The following is a 21,826-nucleotide window of genomic DNA, read 5'->3' as shown; positions in this document are numbered from 1 at the left end:
TCATCCTTCGAGGCTCGCCCAGCGGCGCAATTGCGCTGCAAGGCTCGCACCTCAGGATGACGGGTCCGTGAGAGTGCCGCTGGCAGCAAAGCGCGCTGCTGCTATACAGACCTCATGTTCCGCTCCTTCCTCACGGTCTCCTCGGGAACGCTGGCCTCGCGACTGCTCGGCTTCGTGCGCGATTCCGTGATCGCGGCGCTGCTGGGCACGGGACCGGTGGCGGATGCCTTCCTGGCGGCATTCCAGCTTGTGAATGTTGTGCGACGGCTGTTGTCCGAGGGCGGACTGAATGCCGCCCTGGTGCCGGCCTGGCTGAAGGCGCGCGATGCCGGCGGCATGGACGCCGCGACCGCCTTTGCCGGCCGCGTGCTCGGCACCGTCAGCGCCGCGGTGATCGCATCCGCGCTCGTCATCGGCGTGCTGATGCCGCTGGTGATCGCGGCGATCGCGCCGGGGTTCGTCGGCCGCGACACGCTGCAATTCGCCGTCGACGACGCGAGGCTGATGCTGCCCTATCTCGCCTTCGCCGGCCCGGTCACCGTGATGATGGCGCTGCTCAGCGCGCAGGGGCGCTTCGCGCTGACCGCGTTCTCGCCGCTGTTGTTCAACATCGCGCTGATATCCGTGATGGCCGTGCTGCTGGTGCGGCAGCAGGAGCCGGCGCAGGCCGCGATTGTCATGGCGGCAACGATCGGCATCGCCGGCTTCCTGCAACTGTCGATGCTGGCGCTGCGCGGCGCAAGGCTCGCCTCGCCGCTCCGCGTGTCCTTCGATCCTGACATGCGCGGCTTTCTCGGCCGCGCGATCCCCGGCATGGTCGCGAGTAGCGCGCCGCAATGGCTGATGGTGGCAGGCGCGGTGATCGCATCGACCTCGCCGTCGGCGGTGTCCTGGCTCTATTTCGCCAACCGCCTGCTCGAGCTGCCGCTCGGCATTGTCGGCGTCGCCATGGGCACCGTGCTGATCCCGGAGATGACGCGCGCCGTGCGCAGCGGCGAATCCAGCGCGATCGCGCATGCGGAATCACGTGCCCTCGAGCTCGCGGTCGGGCTGGCGCTGCCGGCGACGCTCGGCCTGATGGTGCTGAGCGAGCCGATCGTGCGGATGCTGTTCGAGCACGGCGCGTTCACCGCCCAGGATAGCGCGGCAACCGCGCAAGCCTTGATCTGGCTGACGCTGGCCTTGCCGGCGCATGTGCTGGTGAAGGCGCTGTCGCCGGCATTCTTTGCGCGCGAGGACACGCTGACGCCGCTGCTCGCGACGCTGAAGGCGGTCGTGGTGACGATCGCGGCGGCCTTTCTGCTCGGGCAGATCTTCGGTGCGAGCGGAATTGCCGCAGGCATCGCGCTCGGCGCCTGGAGCAACGCACTGGCACTGATCCGCAAGGGGGCCGCGACCTTCGGCTTCTCGATCGACGCCGATGCGCGCCGCCGGCTGCCACGCATCCTGGCCGCGGCGCTCGCGATGGGCGCCCTGCTCTGGCTCGCGGAGGGCGGGCTGCCGTCAGCCGGCAGCCACGGTTTCGTGCAAGCAGCCTCCCTGCTCGTGCTGATCGCGGCAGGTATCGCCGCTTACGGGCTGTTCTTGCAGCTTTTCGGCGTCACCGGCTGGCGCGAGGCGGTTAACGCCGTCAGGCAAAGGCGCCCCGCCTGACTTGCGCGCGCGGAGCTTAAGTGGCAAACGACGCGGCAAAACTAGCCATTTCCGGGAATTAGACCATGGCGTTCGTTGAACGGGTTTTCTCAGGCGTCCAGCCGACGGGCAATCTGCACCTCGGCAACTACCTCGGCGCCATCGTCAACTTCGTGAAGATGCAGCAGACCCACAACTGCATCTATTGCGTCGTCGACATGCATGCGATCACGCAGGGCGTCGAGGTCTGGGGCGGCCCGGCCGAGCTCGCCCGCAACACCCGCGAGGTCACCGCGGCCTTCATCGCCGCCGGCATCGATGCCAAGAAGCACATCGTGTTCAACCAGAGCCAGATCGCCGGCCATGCCGAGCTGACCTGGATCTTCAACTGCGTCGCGCGGATCGGCTGGCTGAACCGCATGACGCAGTTCAAGGAGAAGGCCGGCAAGGACCGCGAGAACGCCTCGGTCGGCCTCTACGACTATCCGGTGCTGATGGCCGCCGACATCCTGCTCTACCGCGCGACCCATGTGCCGGTCGGCGAGGACCAGAAGCAGCATCTGGAGCTGTCCCGCGACATCGCGCAGAAGTTCAACAACGATTTCGCTGATTCAATTCGTGGTCATGGTTTCGCCGACGGCCTGTTCTTCCCGCAGCCCGAGCCGCTGATCACGGGGCCGGCGACGCGGGTGATGAGCCTGCGCGACGGCACCAAGAAGATGTCGAAGTCGGATGCGTCGGACAATTCGCGCATCAACCTCACCGACGACGCCGACACCATCGCGCAGAAGATCCGCAAGGCGAAGACCGATCCGGAGCCGCTGCCGTCCGAGGAGAAGGGTCTGGAAACCCGCCCCGAGGCCGACAACCTGGTCGGCATCTACGCGGCGCTGGCCGGCATCTCCAAGCAGGAGGTGCTGACGCAGTTCGGCGGCGGGCAGTTCTCCAGCTTCAAGAACGCGCTGGTCGAGGTTTGCGTCGCAAAACTGGCGCCGATCGCCTCCGAGATGAAGAGGCTGGTCGCCGATCCCGGCCATGTCGACGCGGTCCTCGCCGACGGCGCCAACCGCGCCCGCGGCATCGCCGACGAGACCATGCGCATCACCAAGGATATCGTCGGCTTCATCCGCCCGCGCTGACACACAAGGCAGGAACTGCGCGCTCCCTCTCCCAAACGGCGAGGGAGTATGGCACCATCGGTTGGTTTGGTTCAGCACCGGGACATGCATGACCACCCAGCGACGAAGCTACGAGTCAGGTCACAAGCCGAAATGCCTCGTCATCGTTGACGACACTGCGGAATGGGACCGCGCAGTCTATTACGCCAGCCGGTGGGCGATCCGGGTCGGCGGCGGCGTCGTGATGCTGCGGGTGATCGAGACCGAGGACCAGAACCAACAATGGCTCGGGGTCGCCGACATCATGCGCGCGGAGGCCGAGGAGGCCGCCAACGAGGCGCTCGACCGCGCCGCCGGCCGCGCCAACGGCATCGCCGCGATCACCCCGGAGCGGGTGATTCGAGAGGGCGACCCGATCGAACAGATCCTCGACGTGATCGACAAGGACGTCGATATCGCAGCGCTGGTGCTGGCCGCCAACCCGGGCGCCGAGGGGCCCGGGCCGATCATCACCACCATGGCCAAGACCATGGGGGCATTCCCGATCCCGGTAACCATCGTGCCGGGCGGCCTGACCGACGCCGAGATCGACGCCCTGTCCTAACGCGTTACCGGCGCCGGACCCGCTTCCGGGCATGGGTATGCGCCCGGAACCGCGGTTTTGCGGCTTGATCGCGGGCTTTTTAGTTGCCATCTGACTCCTTGATTTGACGCGTTTTCTTCGCGAACCGGTGTCACTTCGCTCGAAAACGCTATAATGGAACCCAACGCGCCGGCCTTGAACCGGCGACGCCGGAGACAGCAGATGTTCATTCAGACCGAAGCCACGCCCAATCCCGCCACGCTGAAATTCATCCCGGGCCGCATGGTGCTCGACAGCGGTACCATGGAATTCTCCTCGCCCGAATCCGCCGCGCGCTCGCCGCTCGCCGAACGGCTGTTCGCCGTATCCGGCGTCACCGGCGTGTTCTACGGCGGCGACTTCATCACCGTGACCAAGGCGGAGGGCGACTGGCAGCACCTCAAGCCCGCGATCCTCGGCGCGATCATGGAGCACTACATGTCCGGCGCGCCGCTGCTCGCCGACGGCACCGCGGCCAGCGACGACGCCCGCGATGAGGAAGACGAGTTCTTCGACGAGGCCGACGCCGAGACGGTCGAGCAGATCAAGGACCTGATCGAGACCCGCGTGCGTCCCGCGGTCGCCAATGACGGCGGCGACATCACCTTCCGCGGCTTCAAGGACGGCATCGTCTATCTCAACATGAAGGGCTCCTGCGCCGGCTGTCCGTCGTCGACCGCAACCCTGCAACACGGCATCCAGAACCTGCTCCGGCACTTCGTGCCCGACGTGCAGGAAGTCCGGCCGATGTGATGGAGCGGCGAATGGCGAGTGGCGAATCGCGAATAGCATTCTCCGCAAGACCCCTGTTCGCCATTCCCTATTCGCCATTCGCCCTCCCATGATGATTCTCGCCATCGATACGGCGCTCGACGCCTGCTCCGCGGCGGTGCTCGACACCACCTCCGGCAATACAATCGCCATTGAATCGCAGGCGATGCAGCGCGGCCATGCCGAGGCGCTGATGCCGCTGATCGCTCGGGTGATGAAAGAGAGCGGCATCGGCTTTGCCGGGCTCGACCGCATCGCCGTCACCACCGGCCCCGGCAGTTTCACTGGCCTGCGCGTCGGCCTCTCGGCGGCGCGCGGCTTGGCGCTGGCCGCGGAAAAGCCGGTGGTCGGACTGTCGACGCTCGCCGCCTACGCCGCGCCTGTCGTCGCCGAGAATGGCGCATCCGCGATCCTGTCGGCGATCGATGCGCGGCATGATCACGTCTATTTCCAGCTGGTCGGCGGCGACGGCAGCCCGATCATCAAGCCGAAGGTGGCGCCGATCGCGGAAGCGCTCGAGGCCTCCCAACACGGCGCGCTGCATCTGGTCGGCAACGCCGCCGATATCCTCGCCGAGCGCTGGCCCGCCGACGCAGCACCGCCGGTCAAGGTCGACCGGCAGCCCGCGCCCGATATTACCTGGGTCGCCTGGATCGGCGCGGCCGTGGATCCTGAAACCGCGCCGCCGCGGCCGTTCTATCTACGTGCGCCCGACGCCAAGCCGCCAAAGGACCGGCTCGAAATCAGCACGCCGCGATCGACATGATCGGCTGGCTGTCACGATGGTGGGGCGGCGGTCCGCCCGCGGTCGAGCCTGCATCGCTGCGCGATGCGGCGCGGCTCGCGCAATTGCACGGCGCGTCGTTTCATCGCGGCTGGGGCGAGGGCGAATTCGAGGCGATGCTGACCGAGCGCAACACGCTGGTGCACCGGCTGCGGCAGGGACGCAAGGTGATCGGCTTTGCCGTCTCACGGATGGCAGCGGACGAAGCCGAAATTCTGTCGATTGCGATCGATTCCAATCAGCGCGGCCGCGGCCTGTCGCGCGACCTGCTGCTGACCCATCTCGGCCATCTTGCCGGCCGCGGCATCCGCACCATCTTCCTCGAGGTGGAAGAGAACAATCAGCCGGCGCGACGGCTCTACGAAAAGGCCGGATTCGGCGTGATCGGCCGCCGCGAACGCTACTACAAGCAGCCCGGCGGGGAACATTTGAACGCGCTTCTGATGCGCCGCGACTTGTCGTAACATCGGCGCGATGGCAGAACAGCCCCCTGCTCTGCCATCCAAGGCCCAAGGACTGGCCAAGGACCTGCCAAGGACCCATGACGACGGTGAAAATCACGCCTGCGCAGAAGAATACCGGCATCGAGGCGCGCTGCGCCGCGACCGGCATGCGCATGACCGAACAGCGCCGTGTGATCGCACGCGTGCTGGCGGAGGCCATGGATCACCCTGACGTCGAGGAGCTCTATCGCCGCTGCGTGGCGGTCGACGACAAGATCTCGATCTCGACCGTCTATCGCACCGTCAAGCTGTTCGAGGATGCCGGCATCATCGAGCGCCACGACTTCCGCGAGGGCCGCGCGCGCTACGAGCAGATGCCCGAGAGCCATCACGACCACCTGATCAATCTGCGCGACGGCAAGGTGATCGAGTTCACCTCCGAGGAAATCGAGAAGCTGCAGGCCGAGATCGCGCGCAAGCTCGGCTACAAGCTGGTCGATCACCGTCTCGAGCTGTATTGCGTCCCGCTCGACGAAGACAGCAAGTCGTAAGCCGGGTGAATTTCGACCTCGTCATCTTCGATTGCGACGGCGTGCTGGTCGACAGCGAGGTGATCTCCTGTCGCGCGCATGCGGAGACGCTCACGCGGCACGGCTTTCCGATTACACCTGACGGCGTGCTGAAGCGCTTCCTCGGCGTGTCCGACCGCGAGGCGCGGCGGATCGTCGAGAGCGAGATCGGCCGCGCGCTGCCCGAGACCTTCGAGGCCGAGGTCAAGCACGCGACGCTGAGCTTCTATGCCGACGATCTCAGTGCGATCGCGCATGTCGGCGAGGCGATCGCCGCGCTCGGCTTACCGAAATGCGTGGCGTCGAGCGGCACGCCGGAAAAGATCCATCACGGCTTGACCTGCGCCGGGCTCTACGACCAGCTCGCGCCGCATATTTTCTCCGCCACCCAGGTCAAGCGCGGCAAGCCGGCGCCCGACCTCTTCCTGTTCGCGGCCGAACAGATGGGCGCCAACCCGGCGCGTTGCGTCGTGATCGAGGACAGCGTGGCCGGCGTCACCGGCGCCCGTGCCGCCGGGATGACCGTGCTCGGTTTTTACGGCGGCAGCCACTGCACGGCGGAACATGAGGGGATGCTCCGCCAGGCCGGCGCGGCCGTCACCTTCGCCGATATGCGGAAATTGCCCGATTTGATCGCCCGGGTGGGGGCCACGGCGAGCGCTGACTGACCCTGCGAGGTCATTCCGGGGCGCGACCGAAGGGAGCGAACCCGGAATCTCGAGATTCCCCGGTGCGCAATTGCGCACCTGAGGTTCGATGCTGACGCATCGCCCCGGAATGACGTCCAGACCGCTGGATTTTCCCCGGTTTAAGCTATATTTCAGCCCCGGCGCCCCGATGGCGCCGTTTCCATTTTTCACTCTCAGGGTTCCATGACGACGCCGCGCAAGCTGCACATCAAGTCCTATGGCTGCCAGATGAATGTCTACGATGCGCAACGCATGGCGGACACGCTGGCCGGCGAGGGCTTTGTCGAGACCGCGAGCGCCGAAGACGCCGACCTCGTGATCCTCAACACCTGCCACATCCGCGAGAAGGCGTCGGAGAAAGTCTATTCCGAACTCGGGCGGCTGCGCGTCGCCAAGGACGAGGCCGCGCGGGCGGGCCGCGAGATGAAGATCGCGGTCGCCGGCTGCGTCGCGCAGGCCGAAGGCGCAGAGATCATCCATCGCGCGCCGACCGTCGACATCGTGGTCGGGCCGCAGAGCTATCATCATCTGCCGGAGCTCTTGAAGCGCGCCAAGGCAAACGGCCGCGCGCTGGAAACGGAATTCCCGGTCGAGGACAAGTTCGGCTTCCTGCCGCAGCCGAAGCCGGATGCGATCCGCGCCCGCGGCATTTCCGCCTTCGTCACGGTGCAGGAAGGTTGCGACAAGTTCTGCACCTTCTGCGTGGTGCCCTACACGCGCGGCGCGGAAGTCTCGCGTCCGGTCGCCAGGATCATCGACGATGTGAAGCAGCTCGCTGACAATGGCGTGCGCGAATTCACGCTGATCGGACAGAACGTCAACGCCTATCATGGCGAAGGCGCCGACGGCCGCGTCTGGCCGCTCGGCAAATTGTTGCAGCGCCTCGCCGAGATCCCCGGCGTCGCGCGGCTGCGCTATTCGACCAGCCATCCGCGCGACGTCGACGACGCCCTGATCGCGGCACATCGCGATTTGCCCGAACTGATGCCGTTCGTGCACCTGCCGGTGCAATCGGGGTCGGACCGGATCCTTGCCGCCATGAACCGCAAACATACCGCCGATGACTACCGGCGCGTCATCGACCGGTTCCGCGCCGCGCGGCAAGACATTGCTTTTTCATCAGATTTTATCGTGGGCTTCCCCGGAGAGACCGCGGAAGAATTTTCCGCCACCCTCGCGCTTGTCACGCAAATCGGATACGCTGCGGCGTATTCATTCAAATATTCGCCACGGCCGGGCACGCCGGCGGCGGAGATGCGGGAGACAGTGTCAGCAGCCGAGATGGACGAGCGCTTGGGGCGGCTTCAGGAATTGATCGACAGCCAGCAATCGGCCTTCAACCGGGCTGCGATTGGCACAACGGTCGATGTGCTGTTCGAGCGCGCCGCGCGCAATCCGGGCCAGATCGTCGGCCGCACCGCCTATCTGCAGCCCGCCCATGTGATGGCATCGCCCGACATCATCGGCCAGGTCCTCCCGGTGAGGATCGACAGCCTCGAGCGCTACAGCCTGATCGGCGAGCTCGCGACGCGACCCGCGCCCGGCCTCATTTCGCAGACCATTGGAGCCTGAAATCCTTGCCCAAAAGCGCATCGGATTCGTCTTCGCTCGCTCCCAGCCGCAAACCTGACCGCGACATGCAAATGCCACCTGAGACCCGGCCCCCTGAAACTCAGGTCGTCATCGATTTCGACGACAACCGCGCGGCATCCGCGCTGGTGGGTCCCTACGGACAAAATCTGGCGCTGATCGAGCGGCGGCTCGGCGTCGTGGTCGATTCCCGCGGCAATCATCTCACCATCGCAGGCTCCCGCGACGGCTGCGACGCGGCGCGGCGCGTGCTGGAGACGCTCTACGCGCAGGCGGTCGAAGGACACGACCTCGATCAGGGCGAGGTCGAAGGCGCGATCCGCGCCGTGATCGCGCAGGGCTCGCTGTTCGAATTCGACAACAAGACCGCCAAGCCGACCTTCGAGACCATCAATCTGCGCAAGCGTCCGGTGCGCGCCCGCACTGCTGCCCAGGATTCCTACATCCGCGCGCTGAAGCGGCATGAGCTGGTGTTCGGGATCGGCCCGGCCGGCACCGGCAAGACCTGGCTCGCGGTTGCCCATGCCGCGCAGCTGTTCGAGCGCAAGGAGGTCGATCGCATCATCCTGACGCGGCCCGCGGTGGAAGCCGGCGAGCGGCTCGGCTTCCTGCCCGGCGACCTCAAGGAGAAGGTCGATCCGTATCTGCGCCCGATCTATGACGCGCTGTACGATCTGATGGATGCCCGCGTCGTCGAGCGCGCGCTGCAGGGCAACGAGATCGAGATCGCCCCGCTCGCCTTCATGCGCGGCCGCACCCTGACCAATGCCGCCATCATCCTCGACGAAGCGCAGAACACCACAACGATGCAGATGAAGATGTTCCTGACGCGTCTCGGCGAGAACAGCCGGATGATCGTCACCGGCGACCCCTCGCAGGTCGACCTGCCGCATGGCCAGGCCTCGGGGCTCACGGAAGCCGTGAAGCTGCTCGACGGCGTCGAGGGCATCGCCCAGGTGCACTTCAAGGCCGAGGACGTCATCCGCCATGAGTTGGTGGCGCGCATCGTGGCCGCCTATGAGGGATTGCCGCAAAAGCCGGCAAACGCCAGATCTTGAGACCAATAGCTTCGGCCACGAGCCCGCACGGCGCGGGATCCGGCCATAACGCAGATTTTGAAACCAACGTGTCTGCTTTTCCTGCCACCGAGGTTCTCGTCACCGCCGAATGCTGGCAGGCCGAGCCCAATGCCGACGCGGTGATCCACCGCGCCATCGAGGCTGCCGCCGAAATCGCCGATGCCGATGTCGCCGACGCCGAGCTTGCGGTGATGCTGACCGACGATGCCGGTATCCGCACCCTCAACGCCAACTGGCGCAGCATCGACAAGCCGACCAATGTGCTGTCGTTTCCGGCGCTGCAGCCCGAAGGCGCCGGCGGACCCGACGATGCCCCGCGTATGCTCGGCGACATCGCGATCGCCTATGAGACGACGCGGCGGGAAGCCGATGAAGAGCAGAAACCGTTCGACCATCATTTGAGCCATCTCGCGGTGCATGGCTTCCTGCACCTGATCGGGTACGACCACGAGAACGACAACGATGCCGAGGACATGGAGGCGCTCGAGCGCGAGATCCTCTCTTCCCTCGGCATTCCCGACCCCTATGCGGATCGGATCGCCTGACATGCCGGATTCCGAGCCAACCCACGACAACCCGCGCAACGTGAGCAACCTGCCCGCCGTGGTGCACGAGGGCGAGGTGCAGCGCCCGGCGGCCGAGGGCTGGCTGGTGCGCGCGATCCGCACGCTGTTCGGCTGGAAGGCCGGCTCCGTGCGCGACGATTTGCAGGTGGTGCTCGACGCCTCGACGCCCGACGACGTCGGCTTCTCGGCGATCGAGCGCACCATGCTGCGCAACATCCTGTCGCTGAACGAGCGGCGGATCGCCGACGTCATGGTGCATCGCGCCGACATCGTCGCGGTCAAGCGCGACATCCCGCTCGGCGAATTGATGAGCCTGTTCGAGAGCGCGGCGCATTCGCGGCTCGTCGTCTACAACGAGACCCTCGACGACCCCGAGGGCATGGTGCACATCCGCGACCTGCTCGCCTTCATGACTGTGAAGGCCCGCGTCACCGACGCGACCAAGACGAAGCGCAAGAAGCCGTTCCCGGCCGGGCTCGATCTGCGCAGCGTCGACCTCGCGCTGCCGCTGTCGGAAGCCAATATCATCCGCAAGCTGCTCTATATCCCACCATCGATGCGCGCGATCGACCTGTTGGCGCAGATGCAGGCCTCGCGGATCCATCTCGCGCTGGTGGTCGACGAATATGGCGGCACCGACGGGCTGGTGTCGATCGAGGATATCGTCGAGCAGATCGTCGGCGAGATCGACGACGAGCACGATTCGGACGAGCCGCCGTCCATCGTGCGCCAGCCGGACAACTCCTTCATCGCCGATGCACGCGCCAGCCTCGACGATGTCCGCTCGGTGATCGGCGAGGATTTCGTGATCGGCGACGCCGGCGAGGAGGTCGAGACGCTCGGCGGCTATCTCGTATCGTTCGTCGGGCGCCTGCCGGTGCGCGGCGAGGTGATTTCGGGACCCGGCAATTACGAGGTCGAGGTGCTCGACGCCGATCCGCGGCGGGTCAAGCGCGTGCGCATCAGCGCGCGCAAGGAACGGCCGACGCCGCGCAAGGAGCGCGAGCGGCGCCGCGAGCAGGCGCCGGACTCCGGAAACCCGCAGGCGAATGACAACCTGCCGCCGCCCGGCGAGGGAGCCGGTCCGCAGTGAGGCTGTCCGACAAGCTCCGATCGATCGGCCTTGCAATCATCCTGACCTGGGGATGGAAACGCGCCGTCCTCGCGCTCGCGGCCGGCGCGCTGTCTGCGCTGGCGATGGCGCCGTTCAACGCCTGGCCGGTTCTGTTTCTCACCTTTTCCATCGCGGTCTGGCTGATCGACGGCAGCGCGGCCGGCCGCTGGCGCGGCGTGCCCGCCGCGGCGCTGTCCGGCTTCTGGTTCGGCCTCGGCTATTTCGTGCCGGGGCTGTACTGGATCGGCTACGCCTTCTTCGTCGATGCGGACACCTTCGCCTGGCTGACGCCGTTCGCGGTGCTCGGCCTGCCTGCCTATCTCGCTTTGTTCACCGCGTTCGGCTTCGGGCTGGCGCGGCTGATCTGGCCGCGCGATGCCTCGCGCGTGCTGGCGCTCGCGGTCAGCCTGACGATTTCGGAATGGCTGCGCGGCCATCTCCTCAGCGGCTTTCCGTGGAATGCGTTCGGCTACGCACTGACCGAGCCGCTGGCGATGGCACAAACTGCGTCACTGATCGGGCTGTGGGGCATGACGTTCCTGGCCGTCGCGATCTTCGCAAGCCCGGCCGTGTTGATCGACGGCGGCTCGCGCGGCCGCAAGCCGTGGCGCGCGCCGGTGGCCGCGGTGCTGGTGCTGGTGGCGATGCTGGCGTTCGGCGTGATCCGCCTCGCGCAGCAGCCGACCAGGATGGTCGATGGCGTCAAGCTGCGCATCATGCAGCCCGATTTGCAGCAGGACGCCAAGTTCAACTACTCCGCCAAGGCGGCGGTGATGCAGAAATATCTCACTCTGTCGGATCGCGCCTCCGGGCCGCATGCCACCGGCGTGAAGGATGCCACCATCCTGATCTGGCCGGAATCCGCGTTTCCGTTCTTCCTGACCAAGGAAGCCGACGCGATGGCGCAGATCGCCGACCTGCTGCCGAAGGGAACCGTGCTGATCACCGGTTCGGTGCGCGCGCCCGATCTGCCGCCCGGCGTCCGCGTCACGCGCGCCTATAATTCCATCTACGTCATCGACCACGACGGCAGCGTGCTTGCGGTCTATGACAAGCTGCATCTTGTCCCGTTCGGAGAATATCTGCCGTTCCAGGACTGGATGGAGAAGCTCGGCTTCGTGCAGCTCACCAAGGTGCAGGGCGGCTACATTCCCGGCACGATCCGCCGGACGCTCGATATTCCGAATGCGCCGCGCGCCCTGCCGCTGATCTGCTACGAGGCGATTTTTCCCGGCAATGTCGTGAGCCGCGACGACCGTCCCGGCTGGATCGTCAATGTCACCAATGACGGATGGTTCGGAATCTCGACCGGCCCTTACCAGCACCTGCGACAAGCCCGGCTGCGCACCATCGAGGAAGGCCTGCCGATGGTCCGCGCCGCCAATACGGGCATCTCGGCCGTCATTGACCCCGTCGGCCGGATCGTCGCGCAACTCGGGCTCGGCATCGAGGGCGTGCTGGATGCCGGCCTGCCGGCGGCCATCGCGCCGACGATCTATGCGCGTGTCGGGAACGTCCCCGCCGCTGTGATTGTGATCACAGCCCTGGCGTTCGTGTTGCGGCGGCGGTTTGTGAGGCGAAAAGCCTGACGGCTGCATATCGCCGGTTGTCGCGAACCCGAAAAAACGTCGAAATTTACCTCAGTATGATTCCACCAGTTGACAGATCGACCGTGCACTTCGCATTGTACGGGTCCACGCGAAATCACAAGCCAAGTCAGCCCCTTTGCGCAAATTGTCCGCATTTCGTCCCGATCCTCCTTGCAGGATTTGACGGCACCGGCGCCTGAGGCATACTCCACTTCCAACTTGCCTCATCCACGGGCGCGCAATCCCTTAGGAGAGTTGGAGATGTCCACCAAAGCGCCCAATCCTGTTGACAAATATGTCGGCAGCCGCGTCCGTATGCGACGTATCATGCTCGGCATGAGCCAGGAGAAACTGGGCGAGGCGCTAGGCCTGACGTTCCAGCAGGTGCAAAAATACGAGAAGGGCACCAACCGCGTCGGCGCCAGCCGGCTGCAGCAGATCTCCGAAATTCTGCAAGTGCCGGTCTCCTTCCTGTTCGACGGCGGCCCGAGCGGGGTCAAGACCGCCGACGGCTTCAGCGAGGGCGCCTCGCCGACCTATGTCTCCGATTTTCTGGCAACCGCCGAGGGCCTGGCCCTGACCCGCGCCTTCACGCGGATTGCGGACGCCAAGCTCCGCCGCAGCATCGTCGAACTGGTCGAGCAGATCGCGGCGCGCGAGGCAGCCGAGCAGGCCTGATTCAGCCATATCCGTTTGAGAGATCGTCAAATCTGGAATATGCCATTCCGGCGCGCGCCAACGCGATGAGCTCAGCTTGAGCATCATCGCGCTTGAGCGCCATTTTTGAGCATGATTCCGGATCGTGCTTCGGCGCGTGCGCGCAATGACAAAGCGAATTCACAGGCGACGACAACAGCATGTCCAGCAATCCGTTCGAAACCGCCGTGATTCTCGACGGCATCCGCCGCTGGGTCGAGATCGAATCTCCGACCGAGCGGCCCGATCAGGTCAACAAGCTGGCTGATCTCGTCGCGTCGGGCTATCGCGACCTGCCGGCCACGGTGGAGCGCATTGCGGGGCGCGACGGCTGCGGCGATCACCTGGTGACGCGCTCGTCCTGGGGCCAGGACGCGCCGGGCATCCTGGTGCTGAGCCATCTCGACACAGTCCATCCGATGGGATTCATCGAACGGTTACCATTCAAGGTCGACGGCGACAGCGCGTTCGGCCCCGGCATCTACGACATGAAGGGCGGCGCCTACCTCGCCCATTATGCGTTCAGGCAGGTCTGCGCCGACGGCGCGCGCCCGCCGCTCGGCATCACCCAGCTCTACGTGTCGGACGAGGAGATCGGCAGCCCGACCTCGCGGGCACTGATCGAGACCGAGGGCCGCAAGGCCAAATACGTGCTGGTGACGGAGCCGGCGCGCGACGGCGGCAAGATCGTCACCGGACGCAAGGGCGTTGCGCGTTTCGACGTGTTCATCAAGGGCGCGCCGGCGCATGCCGGCACGCGCCCCGAGGACGGCCGCAGCGCGATCCGGGAGCTCGGCAATGTGATCCAGGCGCTGGAGGCGATGAACGATCTCAAGCGCGGCGTCACCGTCAATGTCGGTGTCGTCCGCGGCGGCACCAAGCCGAACGTGATCGCCGAAGAGGCCTATGCGGAAGTCGACATGCGCGTGCCGACGATGGCCGACGCCGACGAGCTGGTGCCGAAGATCCTCGGGATCACCTCGCGCACCGAGGGCGTCAGCGTGAAGATATCGGGCGAATTGAACCGTCCGCCCTATGAGAAAAGCAACGCCGGCGCCGCACTCTACGAGCACGCCAGGGGGCTGGCCGCCGAGCTCGGCTTCGAGCTGGCGGATGTGTTCACCGGCGGCGGCTCCGACGGCAATTTCACCGCGCCGCACACCGCGACCCTCGACGGCCTCGGCGTCGACGGCAAGGGCGCGCATACCCATTACGAGCAGCTCTACATCTCGTCGATCGAGCCGCGCGCGCGGCTGCTCCACCGTCTCTACCAAACGCTGCGATGACACCGGCTCCAGGCGACCGCGGCGATCGCGATTCCCCCGACGACGGCGCGATGACGCATGCGCGCGGCTCGTTCTTCGGACGGCGCAAGGGCCACAAGCTGCGCCCGCACCAGGCCGACCTGATCGACACTCTGCTGCCGCATCTGGCCGTCGACATCGCGGCGCCCGCGCCCGAGGCGCTGACCGAGTTGTTCGACGACGGCATCGAGAATGTCAGGCTCGAGATCGGCTTCGGCGGCGGCGAGCATCTGATCGCGGAGGCACAGGCCTTTCCGGCCACGGGCTTCATCGGCTGCGAGCCCTATGTCAACGGCATGGCGAAGATCCTGACCCAGATCGAGGCGCTGAATATCGGCAATATCCGCCTGTTCGCCGGCGACGCGGCCGAACTGCTGGCCTGGGCGCCGACGCGTTCGCTTGCGCGCATCGACCTGATCCATCCCGATCCCTGGCCGAAGCGGCGGCACTGGAAGCGGCGCTTCGTGCAGGATGCGACGGTCGCTGCGATGACACGATTGCTGCCGCCGGGCGGCGAATTCCGCTTCGTCAGCGACATCGACGACTATTGCGCCTGGACGCTGGCGCATCTGATGCGCTCGCCCGACTTCGCCTGGCTCGCCGAGCGCGCGATCGACTGGCAACAGCCATGGCTGAACTACACGATGACGCGCTACGGCGCCAAAGCCGAGCGCGAGGGGCGCAAGGCGGCGTATTTGAGGTTTCGACGCACGCCTTAGTGTCGTCGTTCCGGGGCGATGCGCAGCATCGAACCCGGAACCTCGAGATTCCGGGTTCGTCGCTATCGCGCCGCCCCGGAATGACGGGTGGCTATCCCTTCGCTTCCGCCAGCCGCGCCTTCCTGACGTCGGTCGCCTGCCACACCATCCGCTTGCCGCGCTCGCGGCCGAGCAGCTCGATCGGATCGTGATTGTCGATGTGGCCGAACTGGCCCTTGTAGACGCTGTAGCCGCACAATTCCTGCAAACGGCGCGGAAAGCGGGCCGCGGTCTCGCGCGGAATGCCGAGCTGCAGATTCTCCTGCTGCCGCATCCAGCCCCAGCAATAGGCGCAGGAGAAGGCAAAGCGCCTGGCGTCGCTGCTGTTGGCGCCGCCGCCATGCCACAGCGCGCTGTCGAACAGCATCACGCTGCCGGCCGGCATGGTCGCGGTGACCGCGTCGTACTCCTTGCCGTATTCCGGCGACGAATCGAATTTGTGGCTGCGCGGGATGATCCGCGTCGCGCCGTTATCTTCGCGGAAATCGGACAGCGCCCAGATCGCATTGATCGTGATCGGAATGTGCGGCCGCGGCAACGGGATCAATTGGGTGTCTTCGTGAATCGGCTGCGCCTCCTGGCCGGGCCCGAGCACCAGCGAGCAGAACGACGACAGCAGGCATTCCCTGTCCAGCACGCGTTCGACCACCGGCAGCACGTTGTCATGCAGCGGCACCTCCCAGAACAGATCGTCATAGGTCAGGAGGTTGTTGATGCGCAGCGTCTTGAAGCCTTCGAACGACGTCCTGGCAGGTGCGAGATTGTGCTCGCTCTCGATTCTCAGCACCGCCGCCTTCAACCCCTCGACCAAATCGGGCGAGGCGGCGCGCTCGATCACGGTGTATCCGTCGTCGCGGATCCGCGCGGCGTGCGATTGGATGTCGGCGTCCGTCAGCATGGCGATCTCCCCGTTGGCGCTGTGTCGCGCCTTGCGGAAAGCATAGCGGAGCGATTTTGGGTTTGGGAAGTGTGCACTATGATCCGTCATGCTGAGGAGGCCGCAAAGCGGCCGTCTCGAAGCACGACGGCCCGGCTGCAACAGCGTGGCCGTGCATCCTTCGAGACGCGCGCAAATGCGCGCTCCTCAGGATGACGGAATGAAGAGTCCCCTTGCGGACTAGCGCGACTTCCAGAACTCCACGACGCGCTGCGCCGTCGAGGGCATCAGGCGCACGAAATTCACCCGCGCACCTTCGATATCGGCGGGAGACGGCACGCGGTTGGGCCCGAGCCGCATCAGGATCAGGGCACGCACGGTCGGCCATTCGAAGCCGATCGTCTTGCTCGCGATCAGGATCGGATCGTAACGTTCGCCGGAGATCAGGCGATCGAGCGTGACGATTTTCACGCCGGCCATCGCGGCGAGCGCCGCCACGCATTCCTCATATTTGAAGGCCTTTGCGAAGCCGGCCACCGCGGCCTCGTTCAATTCGCCGGCGCGATGCAGCGCCAGGATGGCGCGCTGCGCGGCTGTGAAATCGCGGCCCTCGACCTGAACGATCACGCCCTCGATCTCGGTCATCGCCAGCTTGATCTCGGCCTGGCGTTCCGGCTTGGCGACGGCATGCAGACGGCGGCGGATCACGTCGATCGAGCCGGCGAGCAGGCCCTTCAGATGTTCGGGCGGAAGATCATCGCGGCGGCCGATCCGCAGCGTCAGCACGCCGTCCTGGCCGGCGCGTTGTACCAGCGTCGTGAAGGAGGCGTCCGAGAACGCCGCGCCCGCATTGCCGGCCGCGCATCGGATCACGTCGCGATCGCCGCGTCGGACGAGGACGTCGGTCAGCGCAGTCGAGAGCTTCGATCGCTCGGCCATCGCGAGCAGATGGCCCTGGCCCTTGGCATTGGCGATCTCGACCAGCACCTTTTCGTCAATCACCGGCGATCGGCGCAGCAGCGGCCCCGCGATCGCGACCTCGTCGTCGCGGGCGAGCTGCCCGACCAGATGCCGCGGCGCGTTGGCGAGCAGCGCGAGCCGTTCGGCGAGATCGACCCGCGCGGCAAGCTCGGCATGCGGGACCAGGCTGGTCAGCACCCCGTCGAACAGGTCGATATGGTCGGGACGGAAGCTCGCGGCGCCCTGCAGGAACAGCTCGCCGAGCCGCCGCGCGGCCTCGGCGCGGCGCTTGGGGTCGCCGCGACGAACGATGTCGTCGAGTTCCGGGATCAGCGCAGGGGCTGTCGTCATGGGCCTTGTCCAACCGGCGACTTCTGCCGATTTTCGGCAATCTATGGTCCCGTTCGTAAACGGAGGGTTAGGACCAATCCACATTCAGGATTCCCATAGCTGAATGATGCTGAATCAATGCGTTCCGGACGTTTTGATTCGGAGCGTGCTGATGGGTGTGAAGCGCTATGAGCTAAGTGATGCGCAATGGGCTCGGATTGCGCCTCTGCTGCCAGGCAAGGTGGGCGATCCCGGCCGCAGCGGTGTCGACAATCGCCTGTTCGTGAACGGGGTTTTGTGGGTTCTGCGGTCCGGCGCCTACTGGCAGCACCTGCCGGAGCGCTACGGCAAGTGGAAGAGCGTACACGCGCGTTTCACCCGCTGGGCCAAGGCTGGCGTTTGGGAGAAGGTGTTTGCCGAGCTGATCAAGGATCGCGACAACAAATACCTGATGCTCGACACCACTCTGGTTCGTGTCCACCAGCAGGCTGCGAGCGGAAAAGGGGGGCCAAAACTCAGGAACTGGGGCGTTCCCGAGGTGGTTTGACCACCAAGATCCACATGCTCTGCGACAGCCTCGGTCGGCCGCTGCGCTTCATGCTCACCGCCGGACAACGACACGACAACCTCACCGCAAAAGCCCTGCTCGAAGGCTTCAAGGCCGAGGCCGTGTTGGCCGATAAGGCCTACGACAACAATGATCTACGCACGACCATCGCGGACATGAACGCCGAAGCGGTAATCCCCTCAACCCGCTCTCGTAAGATCCCCATCCCGCATGACGAGACGATCTACAAGCTACGCAACCGCATCGAGCGTTGCTTCAACAAGCTCAAACACTTCCGCCGCTTTGCCACGCGATATGACCGACGAGCAGACTACTTCCTCGCATTCGTCCACCTCGCCGCAATCTGCATTTGGCTCCGCTGAATGTGGATTCGTCCTAGATCAATCCGGCATCCGGGGAGCCGTAAAATCGCCTCCCGCCGGACCCGGGGGCCTTGCCGGACCCGGGCAAAAGAGCTATATCCAGCGCAACTTATGGTATCTCATACGATCGCGTAGGAGAGTGGGCCCCCCGGGACCCGCTCTTTTTTATTACCTGACGGGACCCAACGAGGCCGGGTCCGGTTTGGGTAGCGTTAGCGGCCCCTTAAGGCCACCTGAACAACACAACAGACCTCAGCAGCCTTTAAGACCTTAGACAGCCTTTGACACTGGATATGACCGAACCGACCGCCACGTCCGTGGACACCGAACTGCTCGCCGAGCCGCGTCTCGTCGTCGAGCCCGGGGTTGCGGCGCGCGTCGCCGCGGTCGCGGTCCCGGTGCTGCAGGGCATGGGCTATCGCCTGGTGCGCATCAAGGTCTCGGGCGATGCCGGCTGCACCGTGCAGATCATGGCGGAGCGACCCGACGGCTCGATGCAGCTCGAGGATTGCGAGGCGATCTCGCGCGCGCTGTCGCCGGTGCTCGATGTCGCCGACCCGATCGAGCGTGCCTACCGGCTGGAAATCTCGTCGCCCGGCATCGACCGCCCGCTGGTGCGCCGCTCCGACTTCGAGCGCTACACCGGGCATCTCGTGAAGATCGAGATGGCGGTGGCGCATCAGGGCCGCAAGCGGTTCCGCGGCGTGCTTGCCGGCGTCGAGGGCGATGCGGTGCGCATCAGGCGCGACGATCGGCGTCCCGACGAGGACGCCGAGGTTCTCCTGGTGATGGAGGACATCTCGGACGCGCGGCTGGTGCTGACCGATGAGCTGATCGAGGAATCGATGCGCCGCGGCAAGGCCGCCGAGCGCGAGCTGCGCCGCGAGCTCGGCCTGGCGCCGCCGCAGCCGGCCCATGCCAAGAAGAGCGATCCGGCGAAGAGCCAGAAGCCGAAACCCAAGCCTGGTGATAAGCCTGCTCACAAGCCCGGCAAGAGGCCGGCCCCGACCAATACCAAAAAGCACCGCCTGGCGGCCGAGCGCGCGCGCCGTGGCGAGATCGATCCATCCGAAGGAGACTAAGCCATGGCAGTCAGCGCCAACAAACTCGAACTGCTGCAGATCGCAGACGCAGTTGCGCGCGAAAAGTCGATCGACCGCTCCATCGTGATCGCGGCGATGGAAGACGCCATCGCCAAGGCCGCGCGTGCCCGCTACGGCAGCGAGACCGACGTCCATGCCGAGATCGATGCCAAGAAGGGCGAGCTGCGGCTGACCCGCCACATGCTGGTGGTCGACGTCGTCGAAAACTCCTCCAACCAGATTTCGCTGCACGACGCGCAGCGCGCCAATCCGGGCGCCCAGGTCGGCGACACCATCGCCGACACGCTGCCGCCGCTGGAATATGGCCGCATCGCCGCGCAGTCGGCCAAGCAGGTGATCGTGCAGAAGGTGCGCGAGGCCGAGCGCGACCGGCAGTACCAGGAATTCAAGGACCGCATCGGCGACATCGTCAACGGCATCGTCAAGCGCGTCGAATATGGCAGCGTGATCGTCGACCTCGGCCGTGGCGAAGCGATCGTGCGCCGCGACGAGATGCTGCCGCGCGAAGTGTTCCGCAACGGCGACCGCGTCCGCGCCTATATCTTCGACGTCCGCCGCGAGACCCGCGGTCCGCAGATTTTCCTGTCGCGCACCCATCCGCAGTTCATGGCGAAGCTGTTCGCACAGGAAGTGCCGGAGATCTACGACGGCATCGTCGAGATCAAGGCGGTCGCCCGCGATCCGGGCTCGCGCGCCAAGATCGGCGTGATCTCGCGCGATTCCTCGGTCGACCCGGTCGGCGCCTGCGTCGGCATGCGCGGCTCGCGCGTGCAGGCCGTGGTGAACGAGCTGCAGGGCGAGAAGATCGACATCATCCCGTGGTCGCCCGACATTGCGACCTTCGTCGTCAACGCGCTGGCGCCGGCTGAAGTCGCCAAGGTCGTGATCGACGAGGACCGCGAGCGTATCGAGGTCGTGGTTCCCGACACCAATAACCAGCTGTCGCTTGCGATCGGCCGCCGCGGCCAGAACGTCCGCCTCGCCTCGCAGCTGACCGGCTGGGACATCGACATCCTGACCGAGCAGGAAGAGTCGGAGCGCCGCCAGGCCGACTTCGAGAACTCGACCCGCGTGTTCATGGAAGCGCTCAATGTCGACGAGGTGGTCGGCCAGCTGCTCGCCTCCGAAGGCTTCACCTCGGTCGAGGAACTCGCGCTGGTCGACGTCAAGGAACTCGCGGGCATCGAGGGTTTCGACGAGGAGACCGCCACCGAGCTGCAGACCCGCGCCCGCGAATATCTGGAACAGCTCGAGGCGGAACTGGAAGCCAAGCGCAAGGAACTCGGCGTCGAGGACGCCATGAAGGACGTGCCCGGCATCACCGGCAAGATGCTGGTGAAGCTCGGCGAGAACGACGTGAAGACGGTCGAGGATCTCGCCGGCTGCGCCACCGACGATCTGGTCGGCTGGACCGAGCGCAAGGAAGGCGGCGAGCCGACCAAGCATGCCGGGTACCTCGACGGCATCGAGATCTCGCGCGACGAGGCCGAGGCCGTGATCATGCAGGCCCGTCTGAAGGCCGGCTGGATCACCGAGGCCGACCTCGCCAAGCCTGCCGAGGAGGCCGAGGCCGCCGAAGCAGAAACGACGGCTTCGTAAGGAGATGCCCCACGGATGCTGGCTCAGGCTGACCCCGATCTCGACGATGGGCCGCGGACGCAGAAGTCCGCGACCACGCGGATGTGCGCGGTCAGCCGCGAGGTGCGTCCGATCGACGAGCTGATCCGGTTCGTCGTCGCGCCCACGGGCGAGGTAATCCCGGATATCAAGCGCAAGCTGCCCGGCCGCGGACTCTGGGTTTCCGCGTCGCGGCGCAGCGTTGCGGAAGCGGTCCGCCGTCACCAATTTAGCAAGGGATTCAAGCGCGACGTCCGCGTCGCGCCGACCCTTCCCACCGATACCGACACCCTCCTGGTGCGCAGCGTCACGGAGGCCCTGGCGATGGCCGCCAAGGCCGGTCAGGTCGTTTCGGGCTTCGGCAAGGTCGAGGACGCACTCAACCGGAACGAAACTGCAGCCCTGATCCACGCTTCCGACGGCGCGGCGGACGGAATCCGCAAATTGGACGCGATCGTGAGGCAAAGGGGCGAAAAACGTGGTGAATCGCCGGTAATCCCCGTCGTCAATGTTTTGACGTCGGAAGAATTGGATTTGGCACTTGGGCGGTCAAATGTGATACATGCTGCGCTGCTCGCGGGCCCAGCGAGCAAGACGTTCCTGTCGCGCTGCCAGATGCTGGTCCGATACCGGATGGCCGACGACGACAAGACCGCCGAAGCGGCCAGAAATTCCAGAGCGTGAT

General features: G+C 65.8%; 23 protein-coding genes. 20 read left to right on the top strand and 3 right to left on the bottom strand.

The annotated features are described in order from the left end of the window. Positions 1-114: 114 nt before the first annotated feature. From murJ to ACVIHF_RS35860, 14 genes are all read left to right on the top strand, one after another. Positions 115-1,653, top strand: a complete 1,539-nt coding sequence (murJ, locus tag ACVIHF_RS35925; RefSeq protein ID WP_253605866.1) for a murein biosynthesis integral membrane protein MurJ — start codon at positions 115-117, stop codon at positions 1,651-1,653. Positions 1,654-1,718: 65 nt separating this feature from the next. Next, positions 1,719-2,771, top strand: a complete 1,053-nt coding sequence (trpS, locus tag ACVIHF_RS35920; RefSeq protein ID WP_057015311.1) for a tryptophan--tRNA ligase — start codon at positions 1,719-1,721, stop codon at positions 2,769-2,771. Between the two features lie 88 nt (positions 2,772-2,859). Beyond that, the gene (locus ACVIHF_RS35915; RefSeq protein ID WP_028335525.1) at positions 2,860-3,354 is read left to right on the top strand and encodes a universal stress protein; all 495 of its coding nucleotides are present in this window, start codon (positions 2,860-2,862) and stop codon (positions 3,352-3,354) included. A gap of 201 nt (positions 3,355-3,555) precedes the next feature. Beyond that, positions 3,556-4,125: a NifU family protein gene (locus ACVIHF_RS35910; RefSeq protein WP_310880876.1), complete on the top strand. Its 570-nt coding sequence runs from the start codon at positions 3,556-3,558 to the stop codon at positions 4,123-4,125. An 88-nt stretch (positions 4,126-4,213) separates the two neighbouring features. Beyond that, positions 4,214-4,909 (top strand): tRNA (adenosine(37)-N6)-threonylcarbamoyltransferase complex dimerization subunit type 1 TsaB, encoded by a 696-nt coding sequence (gene tsaB / locus ACVIHF_RS35905; RefSeq protein ID WP_310880877.1) that lies wholly within the window; start codon positions 4,214-4,216, stop codon positions 4,907-4,909. Continuing rightward, positions 4,906-5,391, top strand: a complete 486-nt coding sequence (rimI, locus tag ACVIHF_RS35900) for a ribosomal protein S18-alanine N-acetyltransferase (RefSeq protein ID WP_057015309.1) — start codon at positions 4,906-4,908, stop codon at positions 5,389-5,391. The genes tsaB and rimI overlap by 4 nt, the downstream gene beginning before the upstream one ends. A 77-nt stretch (positions 5,392-5,468) precedes the next feature. Then, complete coding sequence (locus ACVIHF_RS35895) at positions 5,469-5,921, top strand: Fur family transcriptional regulator (RefSeq protein ID WP_016840396.1); 453 nt, start codon at positions 5,469-5,471, stop codon at positions 5,919-5,921. 5 nt (positions 5,922-5,926) lie between these two features. After that, positions 5,927-6,607: an HAD family hydrolase gene (locus ACVIHF_RS35890; RefSeq protein ID WP_456793368.1), complete on the top strand. Its 681-nt coding sequence runs from the start codon at positions 5,927-5,929 to the stop codon at positions 6,605-6,607. Positions 6,608-6,811: 204 nt separating this feature from the next. Further along, positions 6,812-8,200, top strand: a complete 1,389-nt coding sequence (gene miaB / locus ACVIHF_RS35885) for a tRNA (N6-isopentenyl adenosine(37)-C2)-methylthiotransferase MiaB (RefSeq protein ID WP_456793367.1) — start codon at positions 6,812-6,814, stop codon at positions 8,198-8,200. Positions 8,201-8,205: 5 nt separating this feature from the next. Next, positions 8,206-9,276 carry a PhoH family protein gene (locus tag ACVIHF_RS35880; RefSeq protein ID WP_077231173.1) on the top strand — a complete coding sequence of 357 codons (1,071 nt, stop codon included), beginning with the start codon at positions 8,206-8,208 and terminating at the stop codon, positions 9,274-9,276. A gap of 68 nt (positions 9,277-9,344) precedes the next feature. Then, positions 9,345-9,842: an rRNA maturation RNase YbeY gene (ybeY, locus tag ACVIHF_RS35875; protein WP_092081001.1), complete on the top strand. Its 498-nt coding sequence runs from the start codon at positions 9,345-9,347 to the stop codon at positions 9,840-9,842. A gap of 1 nt (position 9,843) precedes the next feature. Then, entirely contained in the window at positions 9,844-10,956 is a 1,113-nt protein-coding gene (locus ACVIHF_RS35870; protein ID WP_253605854.1) for a hemolysin family protein, read from the top strand. After that, the gene (gene lnt / locus ACVIHF_RS35865; RefSeq protein ID WP_456793366.1) at positions 10,953-12,566 is read left to right on the top strand and encodes an apolipoprotein N-acyltransferase; all 1,614 of its coding nucleotides are present in this window, start codon (positions 10,953-10,955) and stop codon (positions 12,564-12,566) included. Before ACVIHF_RS35870 ends, lnt begins: the two co-directional genes overlap by 4 nt. A gap of 261 nt (positions 12,567-12,827) precedes the next feature. Next, a complete protein-coding gene (locus ACVIHF_RS35860) occupies positions 12,828-13,244 on the top strand; it encodes a helix-turn-helix domain-containing protein (RefSeq protein ID WP_028335515.1) in 417 nt (138 codons plus the stop codon). Between the two features lies 1 nt (position 13,245). On the opposite strand, the gene ACVIHF_RS35855 is transcribed toward ACVIHF_RS35860, so the two are convergent. Beyond that, the gene (locus ACVIHF_RS35855; protein ID WP_310880883.1) at positions 13,246-13,425 is read right to left on the bottom strand and encodes a hypothetical protein; all 180 of its coding nucleotides are present in this window, start codon (positions 13,423-13,425) and stop codon (positions 13,246-13,248) included. Between ACVIHF_RS35855 and ACVIHF_RS35850 the strand changes: the two genes are divergently transcribed. Both ACVIHF_RS35850 and ACVIHF_RS35845 read left to right on the top strand, forming a co-directional pair. Next, positions 13,424-14,548, top strand: a complete 1,125-nt coding sequence (locus tag ACVIHF_RS35850; protein ID WP_310880884.1) for a M20 family metallopeptidase — start codon at positions 13,424-13,426, stop codon at positions 14,546-14,548. The genes ACVIHF_RS35855 and ACVIHF_RS35850 overlap by 2 nt on opposite strands. Next, a complete protein-coding gene (locus tag ACVIHF_RS35845; protein WP_456793365.1) occupies positions 14,545-15,285 on the top strand; it encodes a tRNA (guanine(46)-N(7))-methyltransferase TrmB in 741 nt (246 codons plus the stop codon). Before ACVIHF_RS35850 ends, ACVIHF_RS35845 begins: the two co-directional genes overlap by 4 nt. A 91-nt stretch (positions 15,286-15,376) precedes the next feature. Here the strand turns inward: ACVIHF_RS35845 and ACVIHF_RS35840 are convergent, their stop codons facing one another. Beyond that, entirely contained in the window at positions 15,377-16,222 is an 846-nt protein-coding gene (locus ACVIHF_RS35840) for a phytanoyl-CoA dioxygenase family protein (protein WP_456793364.1), read from the bottom strand. Positions 16,223-16,441: 219 nt separating this feature from the next. Further along, positions 16,442-17,512: a DUF2336 domain-containing protein gene (locus ACVIHF_RS35835; protein WP_456793362.1), complete on the bottom strand. Its 1,071-nt coding sequence runs from the start codon at positions 17,510-17,512 to the stop codon at positions 16,442-16,444. 151 nt (positions 17,513-17,663) lie between these two features. Between ACVIHF_RS35835 and ACVIHF_RS35830 the strand changes: the two genes are divergently transcribed. The 4 genes from ACVIHF_RS35830 (at position 17,664) to ACVIHF_RS35815 (ending at position 21,825) form a co-directional block, all read left to right on the top strand. Continuing rightward, positions 17,664-18,421 (top strand): IS5 family transposase gene (locus tag ACVIHF_RS35830; RefSeq protein WP_256558577.1). Its coding sequence is split into 2 segments (ribosomal slippage): positions 17,664-18,000 and positions 18,000-18,421, totalling 759 coding nucleotides; the frame shifts between segments, so codons are not numbered across the junction. 293 nt (positions 18,422-18,714) lie between these two features. Further along, positions 18,715-19,503 carry a ribosome maturation factor RimP gene (gene rimP / locus ACVIHF_RS35825; protein ID WP_456793361.1) on the top strand — a complete coding sequence of 263 codons (789 nt, stop codon included), beginning with the start codon at positions 18,715-18,717 and terminating at the stop codon, positions 19,501-19,503. Positions 19,504-19,506: 3 nt separating this feature from the next. Then, positions 19,507-21,123 (top strand): transcription termination factor NusA, encoded by a 1,617-nt coding sequence (gene nusA / locus ACVIHF_RS35820; RefSeq protein ID WP_229191001.1) that lies wholly within the window; start codon positions 19,507-19,509, stop codon positions 21,121-21,123. A 15-nt stretch (positions 21,124-21,138) separates the two neighbouring features. Next, entirely contained in the window at positions 21,139-21,825 is a 687-nt protein-coding gene (locus tag ACVIHF_RS35815) for an RNA-binding protein (RefSeq protein ID WP_456793360.1), read from the top strand. Position 21,826: the final 1 nt, after the last annotated feature.

This window comes from Bradyrhizobium sp. USDA 4506 (assembly GCF_054058795.1).
This window is presented reverse-complemented; position numbering and strand designations above follow the sequence as displayed.

What these genes read in the sequence shown, in the direction of transcription:
- ACVIHF_RS35845 (WP_456793365.1), top strand. Translation starts at nt 14,545, where the DNA reads ATGACACCGGCTCCAGGCGACCGCGGCGATCGCGATTCCCCCGACGAC.
- miaB (WP_456793367.1), top strand. Translation starts at nt 6,812, where the DNA reads ATGACGACGCCGCGCAAGCTGCACATCAAGTCCTATGGCTGCCAGATG.
- ACVIHF_RS35860 (WP_028335515.1), top strand. Translation starts at nt 12,828, where the DNA reads ATGTCCACCAAAGCGCCCAATCCTGTTGACAAATATGTCGGCAGCCGC.
- tsaB (WP_310880877.1), top strand. Translation starts at nt 4,214, where the DNA reads ATGATGATTCTCGCCATCGATACGGCGCTCGACGCCTGCTCCGCGGCG.
- murJ (WP_253605866.1), top strand. Translation starts at nt 115, where the DNA reads ATGTTCCGCTCCTTCCTCACGGTCTCCTCGGGAACGCTGGCCTCGCGA.
- ACVIHF_RS35840 (WP_456793364.1), bottom strand. Translation starts at nt 16,222, where the DNA reads ATGCTGACGGACGCCGACATCCAATCGCACGCCGCGCGGATCCGCGAC.
- ACVIHF_RS35835 (WP_456793362.1), bottom strand. Translation starts at nt 17,512, where the DNA reads ATGACGACAGCCCCTGCGCTGATCCCGGAACTCGACGACATCGTTCGT.
- ACVIHF_RS35870 (WP_253605854.1), top strand. Translation starts at nt 9,844, where the DNA reads ATGCCGGATTCCGAGCCAACCCACGACAACCCGCGCAACGTGAGCAAC.
- rimI (WP_057015309.1), top strand. Translation starts at nt 4,906, where the DNA reads ATGATCGGCTGGCTGTCACGATGGTGGGGCGGCGGTCCGCCCGCGGTC.
- trpS (WP_057015311.1), top strand. Translation starts at nt 1,719, where the DNA reads ATGGCGTTCGTTGAACGGGTTTTCTCAGGCGTCCAGCCGACGGGCAAT.
- rimP (WP_456793361.1), top strand. Translation starts at nt 18,715, where the DNA reads ATGACCGAACCGACCGCCACGTCCGTGGACACCGAACTGCTCGCCGAG.
- ACVIHF_RS35915 (WP_028335525.1), top strand. Translation starts at nt 2,860, where the DNA reads ATGACCACCCAGCGACGAAGCTACGAGTCAGGTCACAAGCCGAAATGC.
- ACVIHF_RS35910 (WP_310880876.1), top strand. Translation starts at nt 3,556, where the DNA reads ATGTTCATTCAGACCGAAGCCACGCCCAATCCCGCCACGCTGAAATTC.
- ACVIHF_RS35895 (WP_016840396.1), top strand. Translation starts at nt 5,469, where the DNA reads ATGACGACGGTGAAAATCACGCCTGCGCAGAAGAATACCGGCATCGAG.
- ACVIHF_RS35815 (WP_456793360.1), top strand. Translation starts at nt 21,139, where the DNA reads ATGCTGGCTCAGGCTGACCCCGATCTCGACGATGGGCCGCGGACGCAG.
- nusA (WP_229191001.1), top strand. Translation starts at nt 19,507, where the DNA reads ATGGCAGTCAGCGCCAACAAACTCGAACTGCTGCAGATCGCAGACGCA.
- ACVIHF_RS35855 (WP_310880883.1), bottom strand. Translation starts at nt 13,425, where the DNA reads ATGCTGTTGTCGTCGCCTGTGAATTCGCTTTGTCATTGCGCGCACGCG.
- ACVIHF_RS35850 (WP_310880884.1), top strand. Translation starts at nt 13,424, where the DNA reads ATGTCCAGCAATCCGTTCGAAACCGCCGTGATTCTCGACGGCATCCGC.